Source organism: Halobacterium sp. KA-4, assembly GCF_021028995.1.
Taxonomy (GTDB): Archaea; Halobacteriota; Halobacteria; order Halobacteriales; family Halobacteriaceae; genus Halobacterium.
Window position 1 is genome coordinate 1 of record NZ_JAJJZG010000004.1, and the last position, 21,012, is coordinate 21,012.

At 64.5% G+C, this 21,012-nt stretch carries 17 protein-coding genes; 12 read left to right on the plus strand and 5 right to left on the minus strand.

Annotated elements, in window-relative coordinates:
* Positions 1 to 224: 224 nt before the first annotated feature.
* On the minus strand, positions 225 to 761 hold the full coding sequence (locus tag LPA44_RS05405) for a hypothetical protein (protein ID WP_269069804.1): 537 nt from the start codon (positions 759 to 761) through the stop codon (positions 225 to 227).
* A gap of 297 nt (positions 762 to 1,058) precedes the next feature.
* Here LPA44_RS05405 and LPA44_RS05410 point away from each other — a divergent pair, with 297 nt between their 5' ends.
* The 10 genes from LPA44_RS05410 (at position 1,059) to LPA44_RS05455 (ending at position 13,828) form a co-directional block, all read left to right on the plus strand.
* Positions 1,059 to 2,792 (plus strand): transposase, encoded by a 1,734-nt coding sequence (locus LPA44_RS05410; protein ID WP_230888572.1) that lies wholly within the window; start codon positions 1,059 to 1,061, stop codon positions 2,790 to 2,792.
* A gap of 600 nt (positions 2,793 to 3,392) precedes the next feature.
* A complete protein-coding gene (locus LPA44_RS05415; RefSeq protein ID WP_230888573.1) occupies positions 3,393 to 4,712 on the plus strand; it encodes an MFS transporter in 1,320 nt (439 codons plus the stop codon).
* On the plus strand, positions 4,712 to 5,293 hold the full coding sequence (locus LPA44_RS05420; RefSeq protein ID WP_230888574.1) for a molybdenum cofactor guanylyltransferase: 582 nt from the start codon (positions 4,712 to 4,714) through the stop codon (positions 5,291 to 5,293). Before LPA44_RS05415 ends, LPA44_RS05420 begins: the two co-directional genes overlap by 1 nt.
* A 176-nt stretch (positions 5,294 to 5,469) precedes the next feature.
* Positions 5,470 to 7,242 (plus strand): nitrite/sulfite reductase, encoded by a 1,773-nt coding sequence (locus LPA44_RS05425; RefSeq protein WP_230888575.1) that lies wholly within the window; start codon positions 5,470 to 5,472, stop codon positions 7,240 to 7,242.
* A gap of 93 nt (positions 7,243 to 7,335) precedes the next feature.
* Positions 7,336 to 9,429, plus strand: coding sequence for an assimilatory nitrate reductase NasA (gene nasA, locus LPA44_RS05430; protein WP_330166480.1), 2,094 nt, complete (start codon positions 7,336 to 7,338; stop codon positions 9,427 to 9,429).
* 60 nt (positions 9,430 to 9,489) lie between these two features.
* Positions 9,490 to 9,912: an SRPBCC family protein gene (locus LPA44_RS05435; protein WP_230888576.1), complete on the plus strand. Its 423-nt coding sequence runs from the start codon at positions 9,490 to 9,492 to the stop codon at positions 9,910 to 9,912.
* Between the two features lie 286 nt (positions 9,913 to 10,198).
* Positions 10,199 to 10,348 (plus strand): hypothetical protein, encoded by a 150-nt coding sequence (locus LPA44_RS05440; protein WP_230888577.1) that lies wholly within the window; start codon positions 10,199 to 10,201, stop codon positions 10,346 to 10,348.
* A 4-nt stretch (positions 10,349 to 10,352) separates the two neighbouring features.
* A complete protein-coding gene (locus tag LPA44_RS05445; protein WP_230888578.1) occupies positions 10,353 to 11,330 on the plus strand; it encodes a halocyanin domain-containing protein in 978 nt (325 codons plus the stop codon).
* 1 nt (position 11,331) lies between these two features.
* A complete protein-coding gene (locus LPA44_RS05450; protein ID WP_230888579.1) occupies positions 11,332 to 13,041 on the plus strand; it encodes a cytochrome c oxidase subunit I in 1,710 nt (569 codons plus the stop codon).
* A gap of 70 nt (positions 13,042 to 13,111) precedes the next feature.
* Positions 13,112 to 13,828 (plus strand): hypothetical protein, encoded by a 717-nt coding sequence (locus tag LPA44_RS05455; protein ID WP_230888580.1) that lies wholly within the window; start codon positions 13,112 to 13,114, stop codon positions 13,826 to 13,828.
* Here the strand turns inward: LPA44_RS05455 and LPA44_RS05460 are convergent.
* Positions 13,825 to 14,757: a DMT family transporter gene (locus LPA44_RS05460; protein WP_230888581.1), complete on the minus strand. Its 933-nt coding sequence runs from the start codon at positions 14,755 to 14,757 to the stop codon at positions 13,825 to 13,827. The genes LPA44_RS05455 and LPA44_RS05460 overlap by 4 nt on opposite strands.
* Positions 14,758 to 14,819: 62 nt before the next feature.
* Positions 14,820 to 15,731 carry an alpha/beta hydrolase gene (locus LPA44_RS05465; protein ID WP_230888582.1) on the minus strand — a complete coding sequence of 304 codons (912 nt, stop codon included), beginning with the start codon at positions 15,729 to 15,731 and terminating at the stop codon, positions 14,820 to 14,822.
* A gap of 81 nt (positions 15,732 to 15,812) precedes the next feature.
* Between LPA44_RS05465 and kynU the strand changes: the two genes are divergently transcribed.
* The gene (gene kynU, locus LPA44_RS05470) at positions 15,813 to 17,084 is read left to right on the plus strand and encodes a kynureninase (RefSeq protein ID WP_230888583.1); all 1,272 of its coding nucleotides are present in this window, start codon (positions 15,813 to 15,815) and stop codon (positions 17,082 to 17,084) included.
* A gap of 71 nt (positions 17,085 to 17,155) precedes the next feature.
* Here kynU and LPA44_RS05475 read toward each other — a convergent pair whose 3' ends face one another.
* Positions 17,156 to 19,450: a GAF domain-containing protein gene (locus LPA44_RS05475; protein WP_230888584.1), complete on the minus strand. Its 2,295-nt coding sequence runs from the start codon at positions 19,448 to 19,450 to the stop codon at positions 17,156 to 17,158.
* Positions 19,440 to 20,036: a response regulator gene (locus LPA44_RS05480; RefSeq protein WP_230888585.1), complete on the minus strand. Its 597-nt coding sequence runs from the start codon at positions 20,034 to 20,036 to the stop codon at positions 19,440 to 19,442. The genes LPA44_RS05475 and LPA44_RS05480 overlap by 11 nt, the downstream gene beginning before the upstream one ends.
* 162 nt (positions 20,037 to 20,198) lie before the next feature.
* Between LPA44_RS05480 and LPA44_RS05485 the strand changes: the two genes are divergently transcribed.
* On the plus strand, positions 20,199 to 20,906 hold the full coding sequence (locus LPA44_RS05485; protein ID WP_230888586.1) for a dolichyl-phosphate hexose transferase: 708 nt from the start codon (positions 20,199 to 20,201) through the stop codon (positions 20,904 to 20,906).
* Positions 20,907 to 21,012 lie beyond the last annotated feature (106 nt).

Below are 21,012 nucleotides of genomic sequence, written 5' to 3' on the forward strand. Positions count from 1 at the left end.
TCTAGTGGTACTGATTATTTTCCCATGTCGAGGAGAATACACCCATTTACAGTCTGTTCGGAATTCACCGGTGTCTGTTGCACGCTTAATCGGGTTCCTCTGTTAGCTATGATTGGCGGATGTTGACCCACTCCTGGGCTTTACTCAGGTCGTACGGATCCCCAAGTCAGGAACCCCTTCGGGGTTAACCTCCCGGGCTGTACTTAGCCTTCAGGAGTTCGTCTTCACTCACTACTCTCTTCGGCTTGATCGTCCGCAATTGGCTCGAGTGATTCTTCCATGCGTTCGAATTTGGCTTCACGAAGTTCCTCCTCTGACGGAGCTTTCGGTACGAATGATGCGCCCTCGGGCAGGTCAACATTCTCGCCCTCCAGGGGGTCCGAATCCGCAACCATCTTGCAGATTTCCATATCTCGATTGAGCTTCCCAATCAACTGCTCGAACGATGTATCACGCTCGTGACGCAGCCGGCGCAGTTCTCGAACCTTCCGCTCGAACTCTGTCTGTTCTGCCCAATCATAGATTCGCCGTCCAAGCACCGTGAGCTCATACCGCTTTTCGGTTCCATGCTCAGTTGGCCTGTGACTCACCGTGAAAATATCGCGTTCAACACCCTCGGATACCCGTGAGGATACTGTCGAAGAACTCACCGCAACCGCGTCGACGAGTTCGTTAAACGTCGCTGTTCCTGTCCCGATCTCCGTGACGAGTTCCGGTGCGCCCTTCTGCCGGAGAAACCCCTCCAAGTCGTCTAATCCCATCGTATCCACGCATTCGCCACCAGCCACTATAAATCCAACCAATAGATAACTCACACCGATATTTGGACTATACCGTATTTCAGCCACAACCAATTCTTCAACTACAGCACGCACACCCCTTCATACATCCGCAGTCACAAGTTCCAGACAGACAACCGACGCTAATGACTGGTCCTAATCCTACTCTAATCTATACCGATTTCTGCCAGTCCAGCGGAACCACACTACGTTTGAACCACTCCACAATCTGGCTAGCGTCACGCCACCAGTGCAGTAGGGCGGCTCGGAGGCGGGATAATGACGGGTGATCCGGCGGCGGTCGCTGAGTCAATCGTCGTTCACGCGGAGACGCTCTGTGAGCGTGAAGACCACCTCTGGGATGTCATTCGCCAGCTTTCGATTCCAGTTAACGATCTCGAGGACGCCCGTGACCAGAACAAGGCCGATTTCGAGACCGACGAAATGTTTCGCACGCTCCTATTCAAAGGGATCCGTGGGATCTCACAGAATGAATTAGCGCAACAGCTCGGTCGGAAGCCAAACCTCGTCAAGAGCTTCCACTTCGATATTACTGACCTCGAGAAGACGCCGACCCAACAGCAACTCTCGTACACGCACGGGAAATTCAGTGAGGACACTCAGGAAGTCCTCAACCGGACTGTGGCTGGCGTCCGGCAAGTCGCGCTCGACAATGATGTCCTCACAGAAGCTCTCGTGCCGTCCGTCCCAACCGAAACCGGGGAAGAGGAGTCACAGAGCACGAGCGAGTACAAGAAGGAGAAGGCTCAGAAGACGCTGACGCTTGCTCGCAAACACGTTATCCCCGAGTTTGACACGCACCGAGCGGCCCACAAGTCGTACTCCGACGAGGTAATCCTGGATATGTTTGCGAGTATCTGCGCGAACAACGGGAGTGCCCACTCAGAAGCCGAGTACGGCTGGCTCACCGACGACGACCTCACCTGCGACGACTCAACGTTCCTACGGGCAATCAAGAAAATCGCAACACCCGAAGACTCGGACAACCAGCTCACGTTCGCGGAGTTCGAGGACGATGATTCGATGCCCGAGATTGACCAGATTCGGGACGCAGTTATGACGGCGTTCAACGCCGCCACGGAGAACATCATCAACTCAATTCGCGGTGACGATCCCTTCGACTCACGGGAGACCGTTGCAGCCATCGACATCACGCACGAGCAGTTCCACGTCTGGCCGTGGGAAGACAAGGAAGCGGGAGTTGCGAAGCCAGACTACCCGAAGATGGTGAGCGGCTACAAGAAAGACGGCGAGTTCAAACGTGGATATAAATACGCGACTATCACGCTCGTTGGTGACCACGCACCAATCGTCCTCGGTATTGAGCCGGTCAAAGAGAACTCCAAGTGGGAGCCGGATGGGTCTCCCTCCTATTCGAAGGCGGACCTGGTGGGACGATTGCTGGACCGCGCTGAGCAGTTCGTTGACCTGGATATGGTGATGTTCGACCGAGGATTCTACATCAATCAAGCGTACGCGAACGTGCACGAGCGCGACATTACGTATCTCTCGCCGGTCCCGAGATACGAGGACGAATTGGCGGCAATCCAGGATATTCAGGAGCATCCGACGGCGGACGAGGCCGTCAAACACGATGTGGCACTCGAGATTGACGGTGAGGTACACCACGAGGCGGAGTTCCTCTATACGCCGAGCACGAGTGATGATGCTGACGGGAAGTACGCGGTCTTCGTGACCAACCAGGACCGCGTTGAGCCGGCGGAGATTGCGAGTGTGGTGAACGGGTACAGTCGGCGGTGGGACATCGAAAACCAGTACAAGTCGATCAAGGACTTTCTGCCGAAAACGTCGTCGACGGACTACCGGCTTCGGTTGTGTAACTTCGCGCTGTCGACGCTGATCTATAATCTGTGGCGGCTCACAGACTATCTGATCAAGGTCGCACTCGAGAAGTCGATCCGGTCGCCGCCAGTGATTACGGCGAAGACGTTCGTACGGGCGTTAGGAGACTTCCTCCGGGAGCTCGGGTAACGCTTTTCTCACGCCGGGTTCATCGATTCAGTAGCGGTGGCGCTGTTCATTTCCGCTCATTTTCACGGTATCTGTCAGTAGTTCGGATGATGTTCAGTCGGTAAGTCGATCTCGTCCGTTTTTCGCGCTGGTAGCGGACTCACTAACTTCCAGAATCCCAGTTTCGTTTGTAGGCTTAAAAGGACGCGAAGAATGTGGGCTACCCGTAGACGCCACCGAACCCAGTTGATACGTGCGCTAATGCAGTTGTTCTCGCGAATCAGCGCTTGATGCGTCCGTGCAGCGACCACGCAGCGGTTCGCCGGGACGCGGCCGTTCTTGAACCACGGGTACCGAACTTATTCGGCATTCGTACTATTTTCCCGTCGACAAATGCCCATTCAAACTCCTTAATGTGGTGGTATCCATCCTAATACTGGTTGAACACTAGGCAGAACACGATATTATCGCCTAAACGTCAACGCGTAGGTTAATGTAGTTGGTAGTGCTCGATTTTCTCGTATCGATGTGGCCTCACATCCAGGATAGCGTGAAATCAGTGGACGACCGGTTTAGTGAAATCGAATTTGTTGGACGTTCGGGTGAAACTGCGGGGGTAGCATGGCGCTGATACGGATGACCAAATACCGGACGCTGTTGCTCGCGACCATCGGGTTCAACTTCTCGTTTCTCATCTGGTTCTCGTTCGCGCCGTTCACCGAGCCGATGGCCAGCGAGTTCGGGCTGTCGCTGGCGGAAATCGGCCTACTCGCCAGCGCAAACATCTGGCTTGCACCGTTCGGGCGCGCGCTAACCGGCTGGCTATCAGACAAATTCGGCGCGCCATCGGTGTTCGCCATTGTGTTGGGGTACGTCGGCGTGTTCTCCATCGCGTCGGCGTTCGCGCAGTCCTACGAGGTGTTCTTCGTTGAGCGCCTCATCGTCGCGACGGCCGGCATCACGTTCGTCGTCGGCATCCAGCACGTCGCCGAATGGTTCGAGGAAGAGAACCTCGGGCTCGCAGAGGGCATCTACGCGGGCGTCGGGAACGCCGGCGCTGCGGGTGGCGCGCTCATCCTCCCGCGCGTGTTCGGAACGAACTGGAACGGCCCGCTATTTTCGACGAACTGGCGGGCGGCGTTCTTCTACACGGGCATCATCTCGATTCTGCTTGGGGTAGCGTACTTCACGCTCGGGGAAGCCGCCAAGAGCGAGGAAAAACGCCAGGCAACCAAGGACAGCGCGAGCTTCGCGGGCTGGGTGCACACCGCCACGCGGTACGGGACGCTCGTCCTCGCGCTCGCGTACGTGATGACGTTCGGCCTCGAACTGTCGATGAACGGCTGGCTTGCGACCTACTACCGCGAGGGGTTCGACACGAACAACCTCGTGCTCGCGAGCACGTTCGCGGCGACGTTCTCCGTCGCAGCGGGCCTGCTGCGCCCTATCGGTGGCTACGTCAGCGACCGGCTGGCACGCGCCGAGCGCAACATCCTCCCAATCTTCACGGGCCACTACCGCGAGCAGTGGACGTTCACGGCGATGTCGTTCGTCGTCGTTGCGATGTTCGGGATGACGCTCGCTGGAATGTCGGGCGAGGTGTTGCTCGCGGTCGGCGCGGGGTTCCTCGTCGGGATGGGCTGTGCGTTCGCGGAGGGCGCCATCTTCGCGCAGGTGCCAGCGATGTTCCCGAACAGTTCGGGGGCGGTCGCGGGCGTCGTCGGCGGCGTCGGCACCATCGGCGGCATTGTCTACCCGTTGGTGTACTCGGCGCAGTTCATGCCGAACCTCCACACGGGCTACTCGGTGGTCGCGGCGTCGATGATCCCCATCCTCGTGCTGACAGCGTGGGTGTTCCAGCCGAGAATCGCAAGCGTCGCCAACGAGGCCGGCTTCGGCGACTCGACGTCGTCGGCGGTTGAGGCGCCGGGTGACGACTGATGCGGACGGGGCTCGTGCTCGCGGGTGGCCACTCGACGCGCTTCGGCGAGGCGGACAAGTCTGTCGCCACCGTCGACGAAAATCCGATGGTGCGCCGCGTCGCCGAGCGAATCGACAGTGTCACTGACGAGCTCGTAGTGAACTGCCGGGACGACCAGCGGACGGCGATTACAGATGCCCTCGATGGCCTCGACTACCGGATGGCGGTCGACCCGATTCCTGACGAGGGGCCCGTTGCGGGAATGCGGACCGGGCTACGAGTTGCGCGTGGCGACAGGGTTGCCGTCGTCGCCTGCGACATGCCGCTGGCCGACCCCGAGTTGTTCGAGCGGCTCTTCGAGCGTTCGGGTACCGCTGCGGTCCCGCGCGCAGACGGCCACTTACAGCCGTTGCATGCCGTCTACGGTCGTCACGCGGCACGGTTCGCGTGCGACCGGACGCTCGCGAACGGGTCGCGTCGGCTGGCCGATGCGCTCGCGCGCCTCGATCCAGTGGTCGTCGACGTCGCCTCCACGGACTCATTCACGAACATCAACACTAGAGATGATTTAGTGGGCGTACGTGGAATACTCAGCAGGTAGTTGGCAAATATATCTGTATAAGGTCCTTTAGATTCTGACGTTCGTCTGCATACACGTACTGCAATTCGACTTTTTCAACGCTGACCTTTATTATCTAGACGAGAGACTCCTCTAACTGTATTAGACGCGACGGTCGTCCGGATATATCCGGAAAACAAGCCCAAACACAAACCACGATGGCACACAAGAAAGAAGAGTGGAAGGCCGAGCAGTACGGTGACGAAGTCAGAGCACAGCTCGAGGAGTTCGCCGAGCGCGGTTGGGAGGCAATTCCCGAGGAGGAACATGACCAGTGGTTCTCCCGGTTCAAGTTCTGGGGGGTATTCCACCAGCGCGGCGGCCAGGAGAGCTACTTCATGATGCGGTTGACCAACTGCGGCGGCGTCCTCGAACCCGACCAACTGCGGGCCATCGGCGAGGTCGCCCGCGACTACGCGCAGGGACCCACCGAGAACCCCGAGTTCGGGAACGGGTGGATCGACCTCACGACCCGCCAGTCCATCCAACTGCACTGGCTCAAACTCGAAGATATCCCCGAAATCTGGGAGAAACTCGAAGCCGTCGGCGTCTCCTCGCGCTCAGCGGGCGGAGACACGATGCGCAACATCTCCGGCTGTCCGGTCGCCGGAAAAGCCGACGAGTACGTCGAGAGCCGCGAACTCCTTGACGAGATTCAGGACGGCATCCGCGGGGACGACGACCTCGCGAACATGCCCCGCAAGTTCAACATCTCGGTGACTGGCTGCCGGCAGGGCTGCGCGCAGGACGCACTCAACGACATCGGCCTTGAACCCGCGCACAAATTCGTCGAGGGAGAAGAAGTCAAAGGCTTCAACGTCCGCGCCGGCGGCGGACTCGGCGGCCGCGAGCCCCGTGCGGCACGCCCGCTCGATATCTTCGTCACGCGCGACCAGGCCTACGACACCGTGCGCGCGTTCGTCGAACTGTACCACGAGGAAGGCAACCGCGAGAACCGCTCGAAGAACCGCGGGCGCTTCTTCGTCGACGAGTGGGGCACCGACGAGATTCGGGACGCCCTCGATGAGCGCCTAGACTTCGACCTCGAATCCGCGGGCACAGACTTCCGCGGCGAGTACACGTACAACGCCGGCAAGCCGTCCGAGCGCGGCGCGCACGACCACGTCGGCGTCTACGACCAGGAGGACGGCCAGAACTACGTCGGCATCAGCGTCGCCCTCGGGCGGCTGCGTGCCGACGAAGCAATCGAACTCGCGGACCTCACCGACGAGTACGGCAGCGGGGAAGTCCGCTTGACGCGCCGGCAGAACCCCATCATCACGGACGTCGCGGACAAGGATCTCGACAACCTGCTTGCGGAGCCACTACTCGACAAACACAAGCCCGAGCCCAACCCCTTCGAGCAGGGCGCGATGGCCTGTACTGGCACGGAGTTCTGCTCCCTTGCGCTCACGGAGACGAAGGCGCGGATGGCGCGGCTGTTGCGCTGGCTCGGGGACAACGTCGAAGTCCCCGACGATGTCGACCGCATTAAGATGCACTTCTCGGGCTGCACCGCGGACTGCGGGCAGGCGATGACCGCGGACATCGGCCTTCAGGGGATGCGCGCACGCAAGGACGGCGAGATGGTCGAAGCCGTCGACGTCGGCGTCGGCGGCGGCGTCGGCGAGGAGCCGACGTTCATCGACTGGGTGCGCCAGCGCGTCCCCGCCGACGAACTCCCGGGCATGATTGCGAACCTCGTGCGGGCGTTCGCCGCGCTCCGCGAGGACGGACAGACGTTCCGCGAGTGGGTGGAGGCGACCGGCCACGAGACCATCGTCGAACTCGCAGAACCTGAGGAGGTCGAGGGGTACACGGATCCCTGTCTCTACGACGCCAAGCAGTCGTGGTACCCGTTCGCGGAGGGGGACAGTCCGGCGCCGACCGCCGCTGACGGCACGCCGCTGGCCACCGAAAGCGATGACTGACGACGCGACGGTGTCGACGGCACCGATGGACGTCGCGCCCGAACTGTTCCCGACGAACGCCGACCAGCCCGACCCCGCCGAGGTGGACGACGCGTGAGTGAGCCCGTCCAAACCACGTGCATGCGGTGTGCGGTCGGCTGCGGCCACCTAACCGACCGCGTGGATGCCGGCTACGGCATCGGGACCGTGCGCGGCGACGTCACCCACCCCGTCAACCGCGGGCTGGCGTGCTCGCGCGGCGTCGAGGAAACGAAATCACCCGATGGAACGTGGCTGACACGCCCGCTCGTGCGGATGGACGGCGACCTCCAGCCGACGACGTGGGACGTGGCGCTCTCCCGCATCGCCAACGAGTTCGGGGCCGCCCTCGACCGCGACCACAACAGCGTCGCCGTGCTCGGGAGCGGCCAGCAGACCAACGAGGCGGCGTACGCGCTCGGAAAACTCGCACGCGGCGGGTTCGGCACCCGCTACTACGACGCCAACACGACGCTCTGCATGGCGAGTGCGGTGACTGCCTACTACGACGCGTTCGGCAGCGACGCGCCGCCGTGCACGTACGACGACATCGAGGACGCGAAGACGCACGTCGTCTGGGGCGCGAACCCGGCGGTCGCCCACCCGGTGATGTTCCGCTGGATTTCCGAGAGCGCGACAGCCGACGACAGTGAACTCGTGGTTGTGGACCCGGTCGGCACGAAGACCGCCCAGGGGGCCGACGAACACGTCGCGCTCGAACCGGGGACGGACCTCGCGCTCGCACGGGCCGTGCTCGCTCGCGTCGTCGAACGCGGTGACGTCGACGAAGAGTTCGTCGAGGAAGCGACGACGGGCTTCAAGGAGCTACGCGGCGATCTCCCGGACCCGGAGGAGGCAGCGGCGACCGCCGATGTGGACGTGGAGACCGTCGACAAGCTCGCGGACGCCTTCCGGGAGCAGACGCTCGTCTACTGGGGGATGGGCGTCAACCAGAGCACGCAGGGGACGGAGACGGCGGGCGCGCTCGTGGACCTCTGCCTCGCGACGGGGAACCTCGGCCCCGGAACCGGTCCGTTCTCGCTGACCGGGCAGGCGAACTCGATGGGCACGCGCGTGTGCTCCTCGAAGGGCTCGTGGCCGGGAATGCGGTCGTTCACGGACCCGGACGAGCGCCAGGTCGTCGCAGACGCGTGGAACGTCCCGGTCGAACGCCTCCCCGACGACCCCGGACCCGGGCCGGTCGGCCTCGTGAACGCCATCGATGACGGCCCGGTGGAGGCAGTCTGGACGGTCGCGACGAACCCCGCGGCGGGCCTGCCGGACGCCTCCGCCGCGCGCGAACACCTCGAAGACGCGTTCCTCGTCGCGCAGGACGCCTTCCACACGGAGACGACGGAACTCGCGGACGTCGTGTTGCCGGCGGCGACGTGGGGTGAGTCCTCGGGGACGGCGGTGAACATGGAGCGTCGCGTCTCCCGCATCCGGCCGGCGTCGGACCTCGTGCCGGACGTGCGCACCGACCTCGACATCATCACGACCATCGGCGAGCTGCTCGTCCCCGGACTCCTCGGCGACCCCGACCCCCGGGACGTCTTCGACGAACTCGCGGCGCTGACGGCGGGGACGCTAGCGGATCTCTCGGGCATCAGTTACGCGCGCCTCGACGACCAGCAAGCGGTCAGGTGGCCCGCGCCGGACGCAGTTTCGGAGGGCGGCTACCGCTACTACGACGACGGCGACTGGTCGTTCCCGACGCCCTCTGGGAAGGCCCGGTTCTCCACGGGACGCCATGAGGGCCTCCCGGAGCCGACCAACGAGACGTACCCGTTGACGTTGACGACCGCTCGCGAGGCGGACGGTTACAACACGGGCGTGCGCTCCCGGGGCGAGGACGCGCCAGCGAATCCGCTCGCACGCATTAACCCTGAGACCGTCGAGGCTGCCGACATCGCGGCGGACGCCGACGTCGCGGTCGTCGAGTCCCGTCGCGCGAACGTCCCCGTGCGGGTGGAGGTGGACGACGCCGTACCGACGGGCCTCGTCTGGCTGCCGATTCACCACCCGGAGACGAACGCGCTGACGCTCCCCGAGACCGACCCGCGCTCGGACGAGCCGAACTTCAAGCAGTGCGCGGTGCGCGTGCGGCCGGTCATCGACGAGGCGGCTGCGGGTACGCTCGGCGATGCGGAAGCGCCCGCCGACGACTGACGTTCCCGGGGTCTGGGAGCGTGGGAAATCTGCTTTTGGCAGCGCCGCGAACGCCACGCCATGAACGAGGTCACGGAGACGCGGCGTATCGAAGCGTCGCCTGACGCCATCCGGGACGCGATGGTGGACGTCGAAGCGTTCGTCGAGTCCGCGGGCTTCGACGACGTCGAAGTCGATGGGGAGACGATTCGCGTGGCCAATCAAGTGGGTATCGCGGAACTCGAACTGGAACTCGTCGCCGTTGAGCGCGAGGGCGCGGATGTCGCCCACGAGCAACGCGACGGCATCTTTGAGGAGATGTGGACGACGTACACCGTGGAACCGCGAGCGGGCGGCGACGAGGTCGACGTTACGGCGCACACAGAGTTCACGCTCGACGTGCCTGTAGTCGGTGACATCCTTGACGCGACGGTCATCCAGCGCCAGCGTCGCAAAGAACTGAACGCGCAACTGGACTGGCTGGAGGGAGAGACCCGACGGTAGCGCGACGTGGCTCGAATTGGTGGTCTGGTCGGCGGCACAGTACTGGCGTTCGTCGCCAGTGGTCGATACGCACGGTACCTGCTGTCTTCGCGTGACGGGTACGACGAGTAGGGGAGAGTCGGAACGGACGACACGCAATCAGTGGACGCTATTGATTGCGTCATCCGGTCTGCACGGCAATTCCTTCCCCCGGCGCCGAACGGGGAAACCGCGTTGTCAGCCACTGGGAATCCGGACGAACGCGTTCGGGACAACTTCCTCCGAGGGTGCGTCACGACGCTCCATTATGTCGGGTGACGCGAACGACGGGAGCGCGCCGTGGCCCCAGCAACTGCTCGACAGCGAGTGGCTGCTGGCGGGCGCGGCCATCCTGTACTTCATGGTCTCGTACGTCCTGTGGGGTGTAATCGACATTTTCACGGTTCCCGCGGGGTGACACGATGGGCGACGACGACCACTCCCCGCTGGAGTCGCCGGAGGGCCACTGGTGGAACCAGTCGGTCAACCGCCGGGAGTCAATCTGGCTGGGCATCTCGGGCGCGTGGGCAGTGTCGATGTTCGGCTGGATGCTCGGCTGGACGCAGGTCGGCGAACAGAACCAGACCGGCCAGACCTACGAGGTGAGCACGGAGCGCTACCGGCAGAAGGTCCAGTCGTTCAAGGAGGCGGCGGGCACGCTGGAAGTCGACGGCGAGGAGGTGCTCGTGCCGGACGGCAACGACGTCTACGTCGGCGCGCTCCAGTGGGCGTGGGACGGCCTCCCGGTCGTCCTGCAGCCGGGCGAGACGTACAACTTCCACCTCGGCTCCTACGACGTCCAGCACGGCTTCGGCGTGCGCCCGGAGGGGAACCTCAGCAAGCAGATTTCGCTCCAGATTCTCCCGGGTTACGAGTGGGTCGTGGAGATGTCCTTCGACGAGACGGGCACCTACCATGTCGTCTGCAACGAGTTCTGCGGCGTCGGCCACCGCTCGATGCACGGGACGTTCGTCGTGCAGGACCACGAGCCCGTCGAGACCGGCAGCGGGGGCAGCGAATCGTCCGACGCGGCCTACGGCAGCTGGTTCACGAGCGACGCGCGCGGCGGCGCGACAGATTTCGACGGCGAGCCGACGGACGCCACCGACCAGAGCGACGTGACCGTGGAGGTCGGTGCGGACGGCAACGGCGGCCCGTACGCGTTCGCGCCGACCGCCGTGCAGGTGTCGTCGGGGACGACGGTGACCTTCGAGTGGGTGTCGGACAACCACAACGTCCTCGTGGAGTCCCAGCCCGATGGCGCGGACTGGGAGGGCGTCGATGCCTTCGAGAATGAGGGGTACAGCCACTCGTTCACGTTCGACGCGCAGGGCGTCTACGAGTACTACTGCGAGCCCCACCTCGGCATGGGAATGAAGGGCGTTGTGGAGGTGGTCTGAGATGTTCGGCCTGAGCACGTTCGACTACGACGAGGACGGCTTCCGGGAGTGCGACGTTACGGGCCTGACGGTCCACAAGTCGGCCGAAGACCTCGTGAAACTGTTCGGCGTGACCGCCATCGTCTCACTTGCGGTTGGCGGCGCGTTCGCGCTCACGGTCGCACTGACGCGCTGGGAGGCCATCGGCTTCCTCGACCCCGGGCAGTACTACCGGTTCACGAGCCTGCACGCGTGGTTCATGATTCTATTCTGGATGGTGTTCATGGAAATCGCCATCCTCTACGTCGGCGGGCCGTTCGTCCTCGGCCGCAAACTCTCCCTCTCACGACTCGGTTGGGCGGGCTACGGCATCATGCTGGCCGGCGGCGCGCTTGCCGTCTTCAGCATCGCGACCTACGACCTCCCGAACCAGGCGCCATTCTACACGTCGTACGTCCCGCTACCGTCGCCAGCGCCGTACTTCGCGGGCGCCGTGCTCTTCCTCTTGGGCGCGCTCGTCGCCGCCGTCCCGTTCTTTGTGACACTGTGGCACGAGAAGCGCGAACACCCCAGCAAAACGCTACCGCTCATCACGTTCGGCGCGTTCATCACGGGCGTCATCGCGCTGGAGGCGCTCGTCGGCGGTATCACCGCACTCACGCCCGCGTTCCTCTGGCGCATCGGGTTCCTCGAACACCTCGACGCGGCGTGGTACCGCCAGATGTTCTGGACCATCGGCCACGGCAGCCAGCAAATCAACCTGCTGGCGATGATCACGGTCTGGTACTTCATGACCCACGTCATCGGCGGCGCCGAAGTCGCCTCCGAGAAGATTTCCCGCGTCGCTTTCGTGCTCTATCTCTTCTTCATCAACCTCGGCGCCGCCCACCACCTGATGTCCGACCCCGCGCTCTCCTCGTCGTGGCGCATGTGGAACACCTCCTACGCCGCCTACGGCGCGGTCGTCGCATCGATGATTCACGCATTCGCCATCCCTGCTGGCCTGGAAGCCGGCCGCCGGCGGAAGGGTGCGGGCGGCGGGCTGTTCGGCTGGCTGTGGTCCGCACCGTGGAAGGACCCCGGGTTCTCCTCAACGATTCTCTCCATCATCCTCTTCGGCTTCCTCGGCGGCATCACCGGCGTCATGATGGGGCAGATGCAACTCAACATGAGCTGGCATAACAACCTCGCCGTCCCCGGCCACTTCCACGCCACCGTCGTCACCGGCACCACGCTGGCGTTCATGGGACTGGCGTACTACGTGCTCCGGCTGGTCTTCGGCCGCGACTGGTTCGCCAGCCGGCTCGCCTCGATTCAGCCGTTCTTCTACGGCGGCGCGATGGCCGTCGTCTGCCTGATGATGATGTACCTCGGCCTGCTGTTCGGTGTGCCACGCCGCCACCCCTCCGTGATGGACATTCCCGGGACGGCGTTCGACTTCTCGCCGTCGGAGCCGTTCTTCGTGGTGTTCGGCATCGCGGCCATTCTCTCCGTCGTCGGCGGCGCGCTGTTCGTCGTCATCGCCGTCGGCACGCTCCTCGCTGGCGGCACGTTCACACCCCCAATTGTCGAGGACCGTGCCATATCGCCGGTCAGCGGGGACGCCGCGCCGCCACACGAGCAGAGCATGCGTGGGACGTTCGTGCTCGTGCTCGTGTTCTTCGCGGTGTTCGTGGTGCTGTACGCGTTGAATTGGTTCCTGCTCTCGCAGGTCTGGGAAATCGGCCCCTGACCGCAGGCAAATATATTCGGGACAACCCCCACCGGCCGCGACCGCCAACCACTACTCAAGGTGATGCGCCGTGGCTAATCCGACCGAAACGTCGCCGTCCGCGCTCGCCGGCGTCACCAGTGCCGTCCGCAACGGCTGGCGGACCGCGAAAACAGTCTACTACGCGAATTCGGTGAGTTGGCGGGTGCTGAAGAGCGGCGCGCTCCTCTTCCTCGGTTGCTTCCTCTGGGCGGGGTCGAACGTCCTCCAGTCGTACGTCGGCTGGCGCGTGCTCGACTACACGATGGCGTACGGGTTCGTCGTGCTGCTCTACGGGCCGGTCCACCACCTCGTCGTGATTCCGCTGGCGTTGCGGTGGAGGCGGTCGTCGGGGCTGCGCCAGCGTTTCGGGAAGCGTTTGCCGACGGCGATGCTGGCGGTGTTCCTCGCGGTCGTCCTGATTGCGGGGGCGTTCCCGGCGGGTGCAATGACCGTGGACTTCGGGTCGGCAATCGGAACCTCAGACAGCGCGACTGCTGCCCAGCCGGAGTTGGCGTGTACGACCGAGTCCGGCGGCGAAACTATTGTCTGCGAGGTCACGAACGCCGGGCGCGTGGACCGCGTGGTCGTCACGAGCGCGGGCGAGCAGTTGCTCGCGGTCGACGACCCGCCCTACGACTTCACCGTCGAGGCGGCGAACGTCCAATCGACGATGGATCGCGAGCAGTTCCGCGTCGTCCTCTACGACGAGAACGGGAACCTCGTGCGACAGTACACGCGCCGGCTATCAACCATCGGGCTGAACTAGTCCGCGGGCTGAGACGGCCTGCCGTCGGCGAAGCGCCGGAGTTCGGTTCTGATGGCCCGGAACTTCGCGGCGAGGAAGCCTGCGAGGATGAAGACGAAGCCGGTCGCGGTGGTGGCAGTCACTTCCTGGCCGAGGACGAGCCAGCCTGCCAGCGCCGCGAACACCGGAATCACGTACTCGATGAAGCTCATTTCGATGGGGCCGAGGTCGTCTAGGAGCGTGAAGTACAGCAGGAAGCCGCCCGCGCCGGCAACGACGGCGAGGTATGCGATAGCGCCCAGCGCGGAGGGTGTCCACGTCGCGGCCGCGAACGACTGGCTGGGGAGCGCGAGCACGGCGATGTGGAGGACGAGCGCGCCGACGGCCATCATCCACGCCTGCGTCGCGAGGAACGGCAGCGACGGGGACCGACTGTGTGTGAGGACGGCGGCAAGCGCGAACGCGAGCGCGGAAGCGAGCACGAGCGCGACGCCAAGCACGCCGTCCGCGAGGTTCGCGGGGTCGGGGTTCGCGATGACGACGACGCCGGCGAACCCGAGCACGACGCCGAGCGCAGTCGCGGCGGTGAACTCCTCGTCGGTGGAGACGAGCCGCGTGAGCGCGGGCGTCACGACCGGGATGAGGCCGAGGAGGACGGCAGCGACGCCGCCGGCGACATACTGCTGGCCGGCGAACAGGAACGCGTGGTGGACGCCAATCATCAGCGCGCCGCCGACGAGCACGTAGACGTAGTCGTCGCGCGTCTGCGGCCGGAACTCGGTGCCAGAGGCGAGGACGGCCGCGAACAACAGCGCGGCGGCGACGTCGAAGCGCACGGCCGCGAACGGCACGGCCGGGAGGTCTGCGAGGCCGACGTCCGTAGCCATGAACGCCGTCCCCCAGATGGCAGCCAACAGCAGGTACTTGCCCGTGGTCCGGTAGCGACTCATTCATGAGTAGGTCGCCGTCCGACGTGGATATGTGCGTCGAACCGACCGGATCACCCGAGCGCTCAGATGTGTGCGGCGACCGTGTCGAGCGCGTCGTCGGCCACTGCCACGTCGTCGCTGAGACTGAGGAAACCGTGGGCCATCGTCGGGAAGTGTAGACGTTCGACTGGTGTCCCCGCGTCGTCGAGTGCGTCGGCGTACGCGCGGCCCTCGTCGCGGAGTGGGTCGTGCCCCGCCGTGACGACCGTCGCGGGCGGGAGGTCAGCGTGGTTGGCGCGTAGGACGCTCGCGTACGGGTTCACGGCGTCAACAGGGCTCCGGCAGTAGTTCCCCCAGAACCACTCGACGTCCGCGCGCGTCAACAGCGGGCCGTCGCCGTGCTCCTCGTAGGACGGCCAAGTCGTATCGCGGTCGGTCATCGGATAGAGTAGGTGCTGGGCGGAAATCTCGGAGCCATCGAAGTCTCGGGCGCGTAGCGCGACGGCGGCCGCGAGGTTCGCGCCCGCGCTCGTCCCTGCGACGGCGATGTGCTCGGGGTCGCCGCCGAATGCGTCAGTGGTCTCGACGGTCCACTCCAAGGCGGCGTATGCGTCGTCCAGCGGCGCGGGGAACGGGTGTTCGGGCGCGAGCCGGTAGTCCACGCTGACGACGATACAGCCGGCACGCGCCGCGACTTCACGGCAGACGCCGCCGATGGAGTCGAGCATTCCGAGCATCCAGCCGCCACCGTGGTAGAAGACGACCACGGGTGCGGGCTGGTCTGGGTCGTCGTGGTAGACGCGAACTGGGACGTTGCAGTTCGGACCTGAGAACGAGAGGTCGCGGACGAACGCCACGTCGCGACGCTCGTCGGGCGTGAACACGTCGTCCTCAACGCGGCGCGCGATTGCGACCGAGAGCTGGTGCCACTCCGGGACGCCCGCGGCTTCGATGTCCTTGATGGCTGCGGCGAGTTCGGGGTCGAGTGCGGTCACGGATGGCTGTCTCGTCGCTGGCACCTGAACGTTCGGGACGCGGTCCACAACGTTCTCGGCGCTCGCCGGGAATGACGAGACATGGACGAGTTTGACGCGTCGCTGGCGGCCGCCCGGATGCGGGACGCCGAGTCGTCGCTGACCGGGCTCCGCGAGCGCTTCTCCGTACCCGAGGACACCGTCTACATGGACGGAAACAGCCTCGGCGTCCACGGGCAGGACGCCGCGGACGCCCTAGAGCGCGCCCTCACGCAGTGGAAGGAGTACGGCATCGAGGGGTGGACACAGGCGGACCCGCCATGGTTCGAGTACGGCGAACGCCTCGGTGACCGACTCGCCGACGTCGTCGGCGCGAAGCCCGACGAGTGCGTCGCCGCAAACTCCACCACCGTGAACATCCACGCACTCGTCGGGACGTTCCTTGATGTCGCCAACGGCACCGAGGTAGTCGTCAACGAACTGGACTTCCCGACCGACCACTACGCGATTCGCTCCCAACTGCGAGCGCGACACCTCGACCCCGACGAGCACCTCGTCGTCGTGGAGAGCGACGACGGCCGCACAATCGAGACGGACGCAATCGCAGATGCCGTGACCGACGATACCGCCATCGTGTTCATGCCGTCGGTGCTCTATCGTAGCGGCCAACTTCTCGATGTCGAAGCCATCACCGACATCGCCCACGAGCACGACGCGTTCGCGGGGTTCGACCTCGCGCACTCGGTTGGAGTCGTCAACCACGACCTCCACTTCGACGGCGTGGACTTCGCGGTGTGGTGTAGCTACAAGTACCTCAACGCCGGCCCCGGTGCCATCGGCGGCCTCTACGTCCACGAGGACCACTTCGACCGCTCGCCTGCGATGGCTGGCTGGTGGGGGAATGCGGACGGGACGCAGTTCGATCTCGCTCCCGAATTCGACCCCGCACGCGGCGCTGCTGCGTTCCAAATCGGGACTGTGCCCGTCTTCGCCGCCGCGCCACTGTTCGGGACGCTCGACGTCACCGAGGCTGCGGGCGTCGACTCGCTCCGCGAGCGCTCCGTCGAGTTGACACGCTACCTCGTCAGCCTCGTGGATGAACGGCTCCCCGAGTGTGAAATTGGGACGCCCCGAGAGGCCGAGCGCCGCGGCGGCCACGTCGCCGTCGAACACCCCGACGCCGGGAAGCTCAGCCGTGCGCTCCGTGATCGGGGCGTCGTTGTGGACTTCCGCCCACCGAACGTCGTCCGCGTCGCGCCTTCCCCGTACTACGTCGGCTTCGATGACATCTGGCACGCCGTTGACGAAGTCCGCGCGATTTTGGATGCGGACGCCCACCACGCGTACGACGAGGGCGACGAACAGGTGACTTGACAGCGGTGTTAGCGGAAGCCCACCCCTTCAGGGGTGGATGCAAGCGATAGGCATCGCAGACCAATCTACGTCTACACCCGGAACTCGAAGCGCGCGCCGCCGTCCGCGCCGTCGGTAACGCTGGCCGTCCAGCCATGGGCCTCCGCGATGTTCTTCACGATGGCGAGCCCGAACCCTGTGCCGTCCTCGTTTCTGGTTTCGCCGTTTTCGAAGACGTGCTCGCGGCGCTCGGGCGAGATGCCGCGGCCATCGTCCTCGACAAAGAAGCCTGGGACGCCGTCGAGGCAACCGACGGACACGGCCACGTCGCGGCCTCCGTGTTCGATGGCGTTCCGAAACAGGTTCTCCAGGAGCGAGCCCAACCGCGAGGGGTCAGCTTCCAACGTGGCGTCGTCGGCGACGTTGAGGGTGGCGTCCGCGGTGTCGACGTTCGCCCACGCGTCGTCGGCGGCCTCCGAGAGTGACAGCTCACGGACGTCGTCGAGGCTGCGGCCGTGGCGCGCGAGCGCGAGCACGCTCTCGATGATTTCGTGCATGCGATCCAGCGATGTGTCCATGCGCTCGAAGTACTCGTCGTCGCCGGTCTGCTCGGCAAGTTCGAGGTAGCCGCGGGCGACGTTGAGGGGGTTGCGGAGGTCGTGACTGACGATGCTCGCGAACTCCTCGAGGCGGTCGTTCTGGCGTTCGAGTTCGCGCTCGTGTTCTTTCCGGTCGGTGATATCCGTGTACATCGCGTAGCCGTGGATGTTTGGCTCGTCAAGGCGGAACGGCACGACGTCAAGTAGGAAGTCCCGAGGGCCGTCGGCGGTCTCGCGGCGGACTTCGACGTTGATGTTCTGGCCGTCGAAGAGCTTCTGGTTGTATTCGTCGGCCTCGGCCTGCTCTTCCGCGGGAATAATGTAGTCGTCGATGTTCTCGCCGACGAGCTCGTCCTCGCTGTAGCCAAACACGTCCTCGAAGGCGGGGTTGACCGCGCGAACGAGTGGTTCGTTATTCTCCACGACGAAGCTCGCTGTGGGGCTGGGGACGTTCTCGAACAGCGCCGCGAGTCGGCTGTGTTCGCGCCGCAGGTCGGCTTCTCGGCGGCGGAGTTGGCGGACGCGCTCGGCGCGGTCGAGGGCGGCTTCGGCGTTCGTTGCGAGCACGCGCACGAGGTCGTGGTCGGTACTGTCGAAGCTCCCGGCGTCGGTCGCGCCAATCATTAGGACGCCGTGGTCGCCCAGCGGGTGGATTATCTCCTCGCGGATGACCGTCTCGGGGTTGTGGACGTTGGGCTGCCTGTGGACGTCCGTGAACGTTTTTGGTTCCCCGGATTCGTAGACGTCCCACGCGAGGCTCTCGCCGGCCTCGAACGTCGGCGGCGTGTCGCCGGTGACGGGGTCGGAGACGGACGCCGGCCGGAGTTCACCGGCGTCGGCCGCGGCGTAGAACACGCCGACGTACGGGAGTTCAAGGAGGTCGTCGGCGGCCTCCACGATGACTGCGGCGATGTCGTTGCGGTCGTCCACTACGAGCATCCGCCGAGTCGCGTCGTGGAGCCCGGTGAGGGTGTGCTCGCGGTGGCGCTGCTCGGTGACGTCGCTGACGACCGCGAACGCGTCCGGGCCGTCCTGGTGGAGGAATTGCTTGACCGTGACCTCGAAGATGCGGCCGTCACCGGCGAACCCGGCTTCGAACGTCTTTGCGCCGTTTCCGGGGATGAACTGCTCAGGGTGCGCGTCGAAGCACGCGGCCAGCGACTTCCCCTGGAGGTCGGCTTCGTCGGTGCCGACGACGCGCTCCGCGGCGTCGTTGACGAGGCGGACTTCGGTGTCACCGTCGGCAGTGACATCGTAGAGTACGAGTGCGTCGTCGTTCTGTTCGAACAGTTCGCGGAAGCGCGCTTCGCTTTCACGGAGGTCGCGCTGTGAGCGGATGCGCTGGACGGCCTGGTAGGCGTGGGAGGCGAGCAGCTCCGCGAGTTCGACGTCGTCCTCATCGAAGCCCTCGGGTTCGTCCATGCCCGCTTGGAAGACGCCGATGTCGCCGATGGGGACGCTGACGACGGACTGTGGCGTACCGACTGGCGGGTCCGTGATGCGGGGGTCCTCGTGGATGTCCGCGACTAGCTGGGGTTCGCCGGTACGGTAAGTCTCCCCGGCGATGCCCTCGTCGGTGGGGATGCCGTCGACGCTTGGCGCGCGGCCGCTCCACGAGCGCACGGCCAGCATTCCGTTGGTCTCGGTTTCGACGACTGCCGAGGAGAAGTCGAACGCCGCCTCTGCGGCGTCGGCCATCGCGTCGTAGACCGCTTCCACGTCGTCGGCGCTCGCAACTTCAGTGGCGTAGGAGAGGAGGTCGCTACGGTAGTCGCGGTCACTCGTCATCGGCTGAGAGCCGGCGGAACAGGACTTCGTAGTCGTCCTCGTCGAACTCATCGACAACGTCGTCGAGCCGGCTCCGGAGGTCGTCGAGGCGGTCTTCGAGCGTTTCGAACTCCGCCGATTCGGTGACGCTCGGATCGTTGGACTCGGTGAGTAGTGCGTGTTTCCGGGCGGCGGCGAAGTACCGTTGGACGGTCTCGTCGTAGGCCGAGCGGCGGAGGAGGCGGTCGACGGTCTCGCGGAGGGTCTCGCGGTCGACGGGTTTGCGTAGGTAGTCGTCGAAACCGAGGTCGACGATGTCGAGTTCGGGCTCGACGGCGGTTACCATCGCGACGCGGCAGTCGAGGCCGCGCTCACGGATGGTTTCGAGGACGTCGTCGCCGGAGACGCCAGGCATCTGTCGGTCCAGTAGGACCACGTCGACGTCCTCGTCGAGGGCGGTGAGGGCGGCTTCGCCGTCGTAGGCGGTCTCGACGGTGTATCGGTCGCGGAGCCAGATGGCGTAGAGGTCGGCGAGTCCTTCCTCGTCGTCGACGACCAGCACTGTGGCTTCGTCGGCGCTTGCGTCGTCCGAACCTTCCCCTGTCATAGTTGTCCGCGTACCGCGGGTCTGGCGAACCTTCGACGTGTACCTATTTATGGATGTTGCAAGTTGAAAATCTCCGTCGTTCAAGGCGGGGAGGATGTCAACGCTTGTTGCCGACCGGACTTTTTGGTAAGCCTAAAATAACGGGGCGTCCTACCGGCTGTCATGTCCGAGTCAGAGGCGCCGTACACGCTCGACGACGTTACCGTCGTCATGGGAACGTACAATGAGGAAGCCGCAATTGCGACCGTCCTCGAAGACATCGACAACGTCACGGACGGCCGCGCATCCGTCGTCTGCGTCGACAGCTCGTCCGACCGAACGCCCGAAATCGCACGCGAGCACGGCGCTCGCGTCGTTGAACAAGAGCCGCTCGGCTACGGCGTCGCCGTCCGGTCGGCGCTGTACGAGGCCGACACCGAGGTCGTGATCACGACCGACTGCGACGACACCTACCCGATGGAGCGCATCCCGGACTTCCTCGAGTACGTCAACGAGGGGTACGACGTCGTCAGCGGCGACCGCCTCTACTGGGGTGCCGACGAGATGCCCGCCGTCAACCGCCTCGGCAACGCCACGTTCGCCGCCATCGCGTCGCTATTCGTCGGCGAGCGCGTTCACGACACCACCACGGGGATGCGCGCGTACCGCCGCGACGTTATCCAGGACATCGACTGGACGCAGAACACGGGTCTCTCCGCGGAACTGCTGATTCGACCGCTCTGCCGGGACTACGACGTCATCGAGGTCCCCATCGAGTACGACGAGCGCCTCGGCGAGACGAAACTCGACCCGCTCTCGGGCGGCGCCGAAATCATGGGATCCATTCTGAAAGTGTGTGTGGAGGAACGGCTCCACGGGCTGCTGCATTGATATCCTCCTCCGCGTTCACGGGGAGGAATCCCGAGCGGTGGGAGTGCCAGGTCTGACAGCTCACCGAACAGCCAGTCAGTGCGAATCTAACTGGCTGTTCACGGAC

Excerpts from the sequence above, each read along its gene's own strand:
- LPA44_RS05405 (WP_269069804.1), bottom strand. The coding sequence starts at position 761 with ATGGGATTAGACGACTTGGAGGGGTTTCTCCGGCAGAAGGGCGCACCG.
- LPA44_RS05410 (WP_230888572.1), top strand. The coding sequence starts at position 1,059 with ATGACGGGTGATCCGGCGGCGGTCGCTGAGTCAATCGTCGTTCACGCG.
- LPA44_RS05415 (WP_230888573.1), top strand. The coding sequence starts at position 3,393 with ATGGCGCTGATACGGATGACCAAATACCGGACGCTGTTGCTCGCGACC.
- LPA44_RS05420 (WP_230888574.1), top strand. The coding sequence starts at position 4,712 with ATGCGGACGGGGCTCGTGCTCGCGGGTGGCCACTCGACGCGCTTCGGC.
- LPA44_RS05425 (WP_230888575.1), top strand. The coding sequence starts at position 5,470 with ATGGCACACAAGAAAGAAGAGTGGAAGGCCGAGCAGTACGGTGACGAA.
- LPA44_RS05435 (WP_230888576.1), top strand. The coding sequence starts at position 9,490 with ATGAACGAGGTCACGGAGACGCGGCGTATCGAAGCGTCGCCTGACGCC.
- LPA44_RS05440 (WP_230888577.1), top strand. The coding sequence starts at position 10,199 with ATGTCGGGTGACGCGAACGACGGGAGCGCGCCGTGGCCCCAGCAACTG.
- LPA44_RS05445 (WP_230888578.1), top strand. The coding sequence starts at position 10,353 with ATGGGCGACGACGACCACTCCCCGCTGGAGTCGCCGGAGGGCCACTGG.
- LPA44_RS05450 (WP_230888579.1), top strand. The coding sequence starts at position 11,332 with ATGTTCGGCCTGAGCACGTTCGACTACGACGAGGACGGCTTCCGGGAG.
- LPA44_RS05460 (WP_230888581.1), bottom strand. The coding sequence starts at position 14,757 with ATGAGTCGCTACCGGACCACGGGCAAGTACCTGCTGTTGGCTGCCATC.
- kynU (WP_230888583.1), top strand. The coding sequence starts at position 15,813 with ATGGACGAGTTTGACGCGTCGCTGGCGGCCGCCCGGATGCGGGACGCC.
- LPA44_RS05475 (WP_230888584.1), bottom strand. The coding sequence starts at position 19,450 with ATGACGAGTGACCGCGACTACCGTAGCGACCTCCTCTCCTACGCCACT.
- LPA44_RS05480 (WP_230888585.1), bottom strand. The coding sequence starts at position 20,036 with ATGACAGGGGAAGGTTCGGACGACGCAAGCGCCGACGAAGCCACAGTG.
- LPA44_RS05485 (WP_230888586.1), top strand. The coding sequence starts at position 20,199 with ATGTCCGAGTCAGAGGCGCCGTACACGCTCGACGACGTTACCGTCGTC.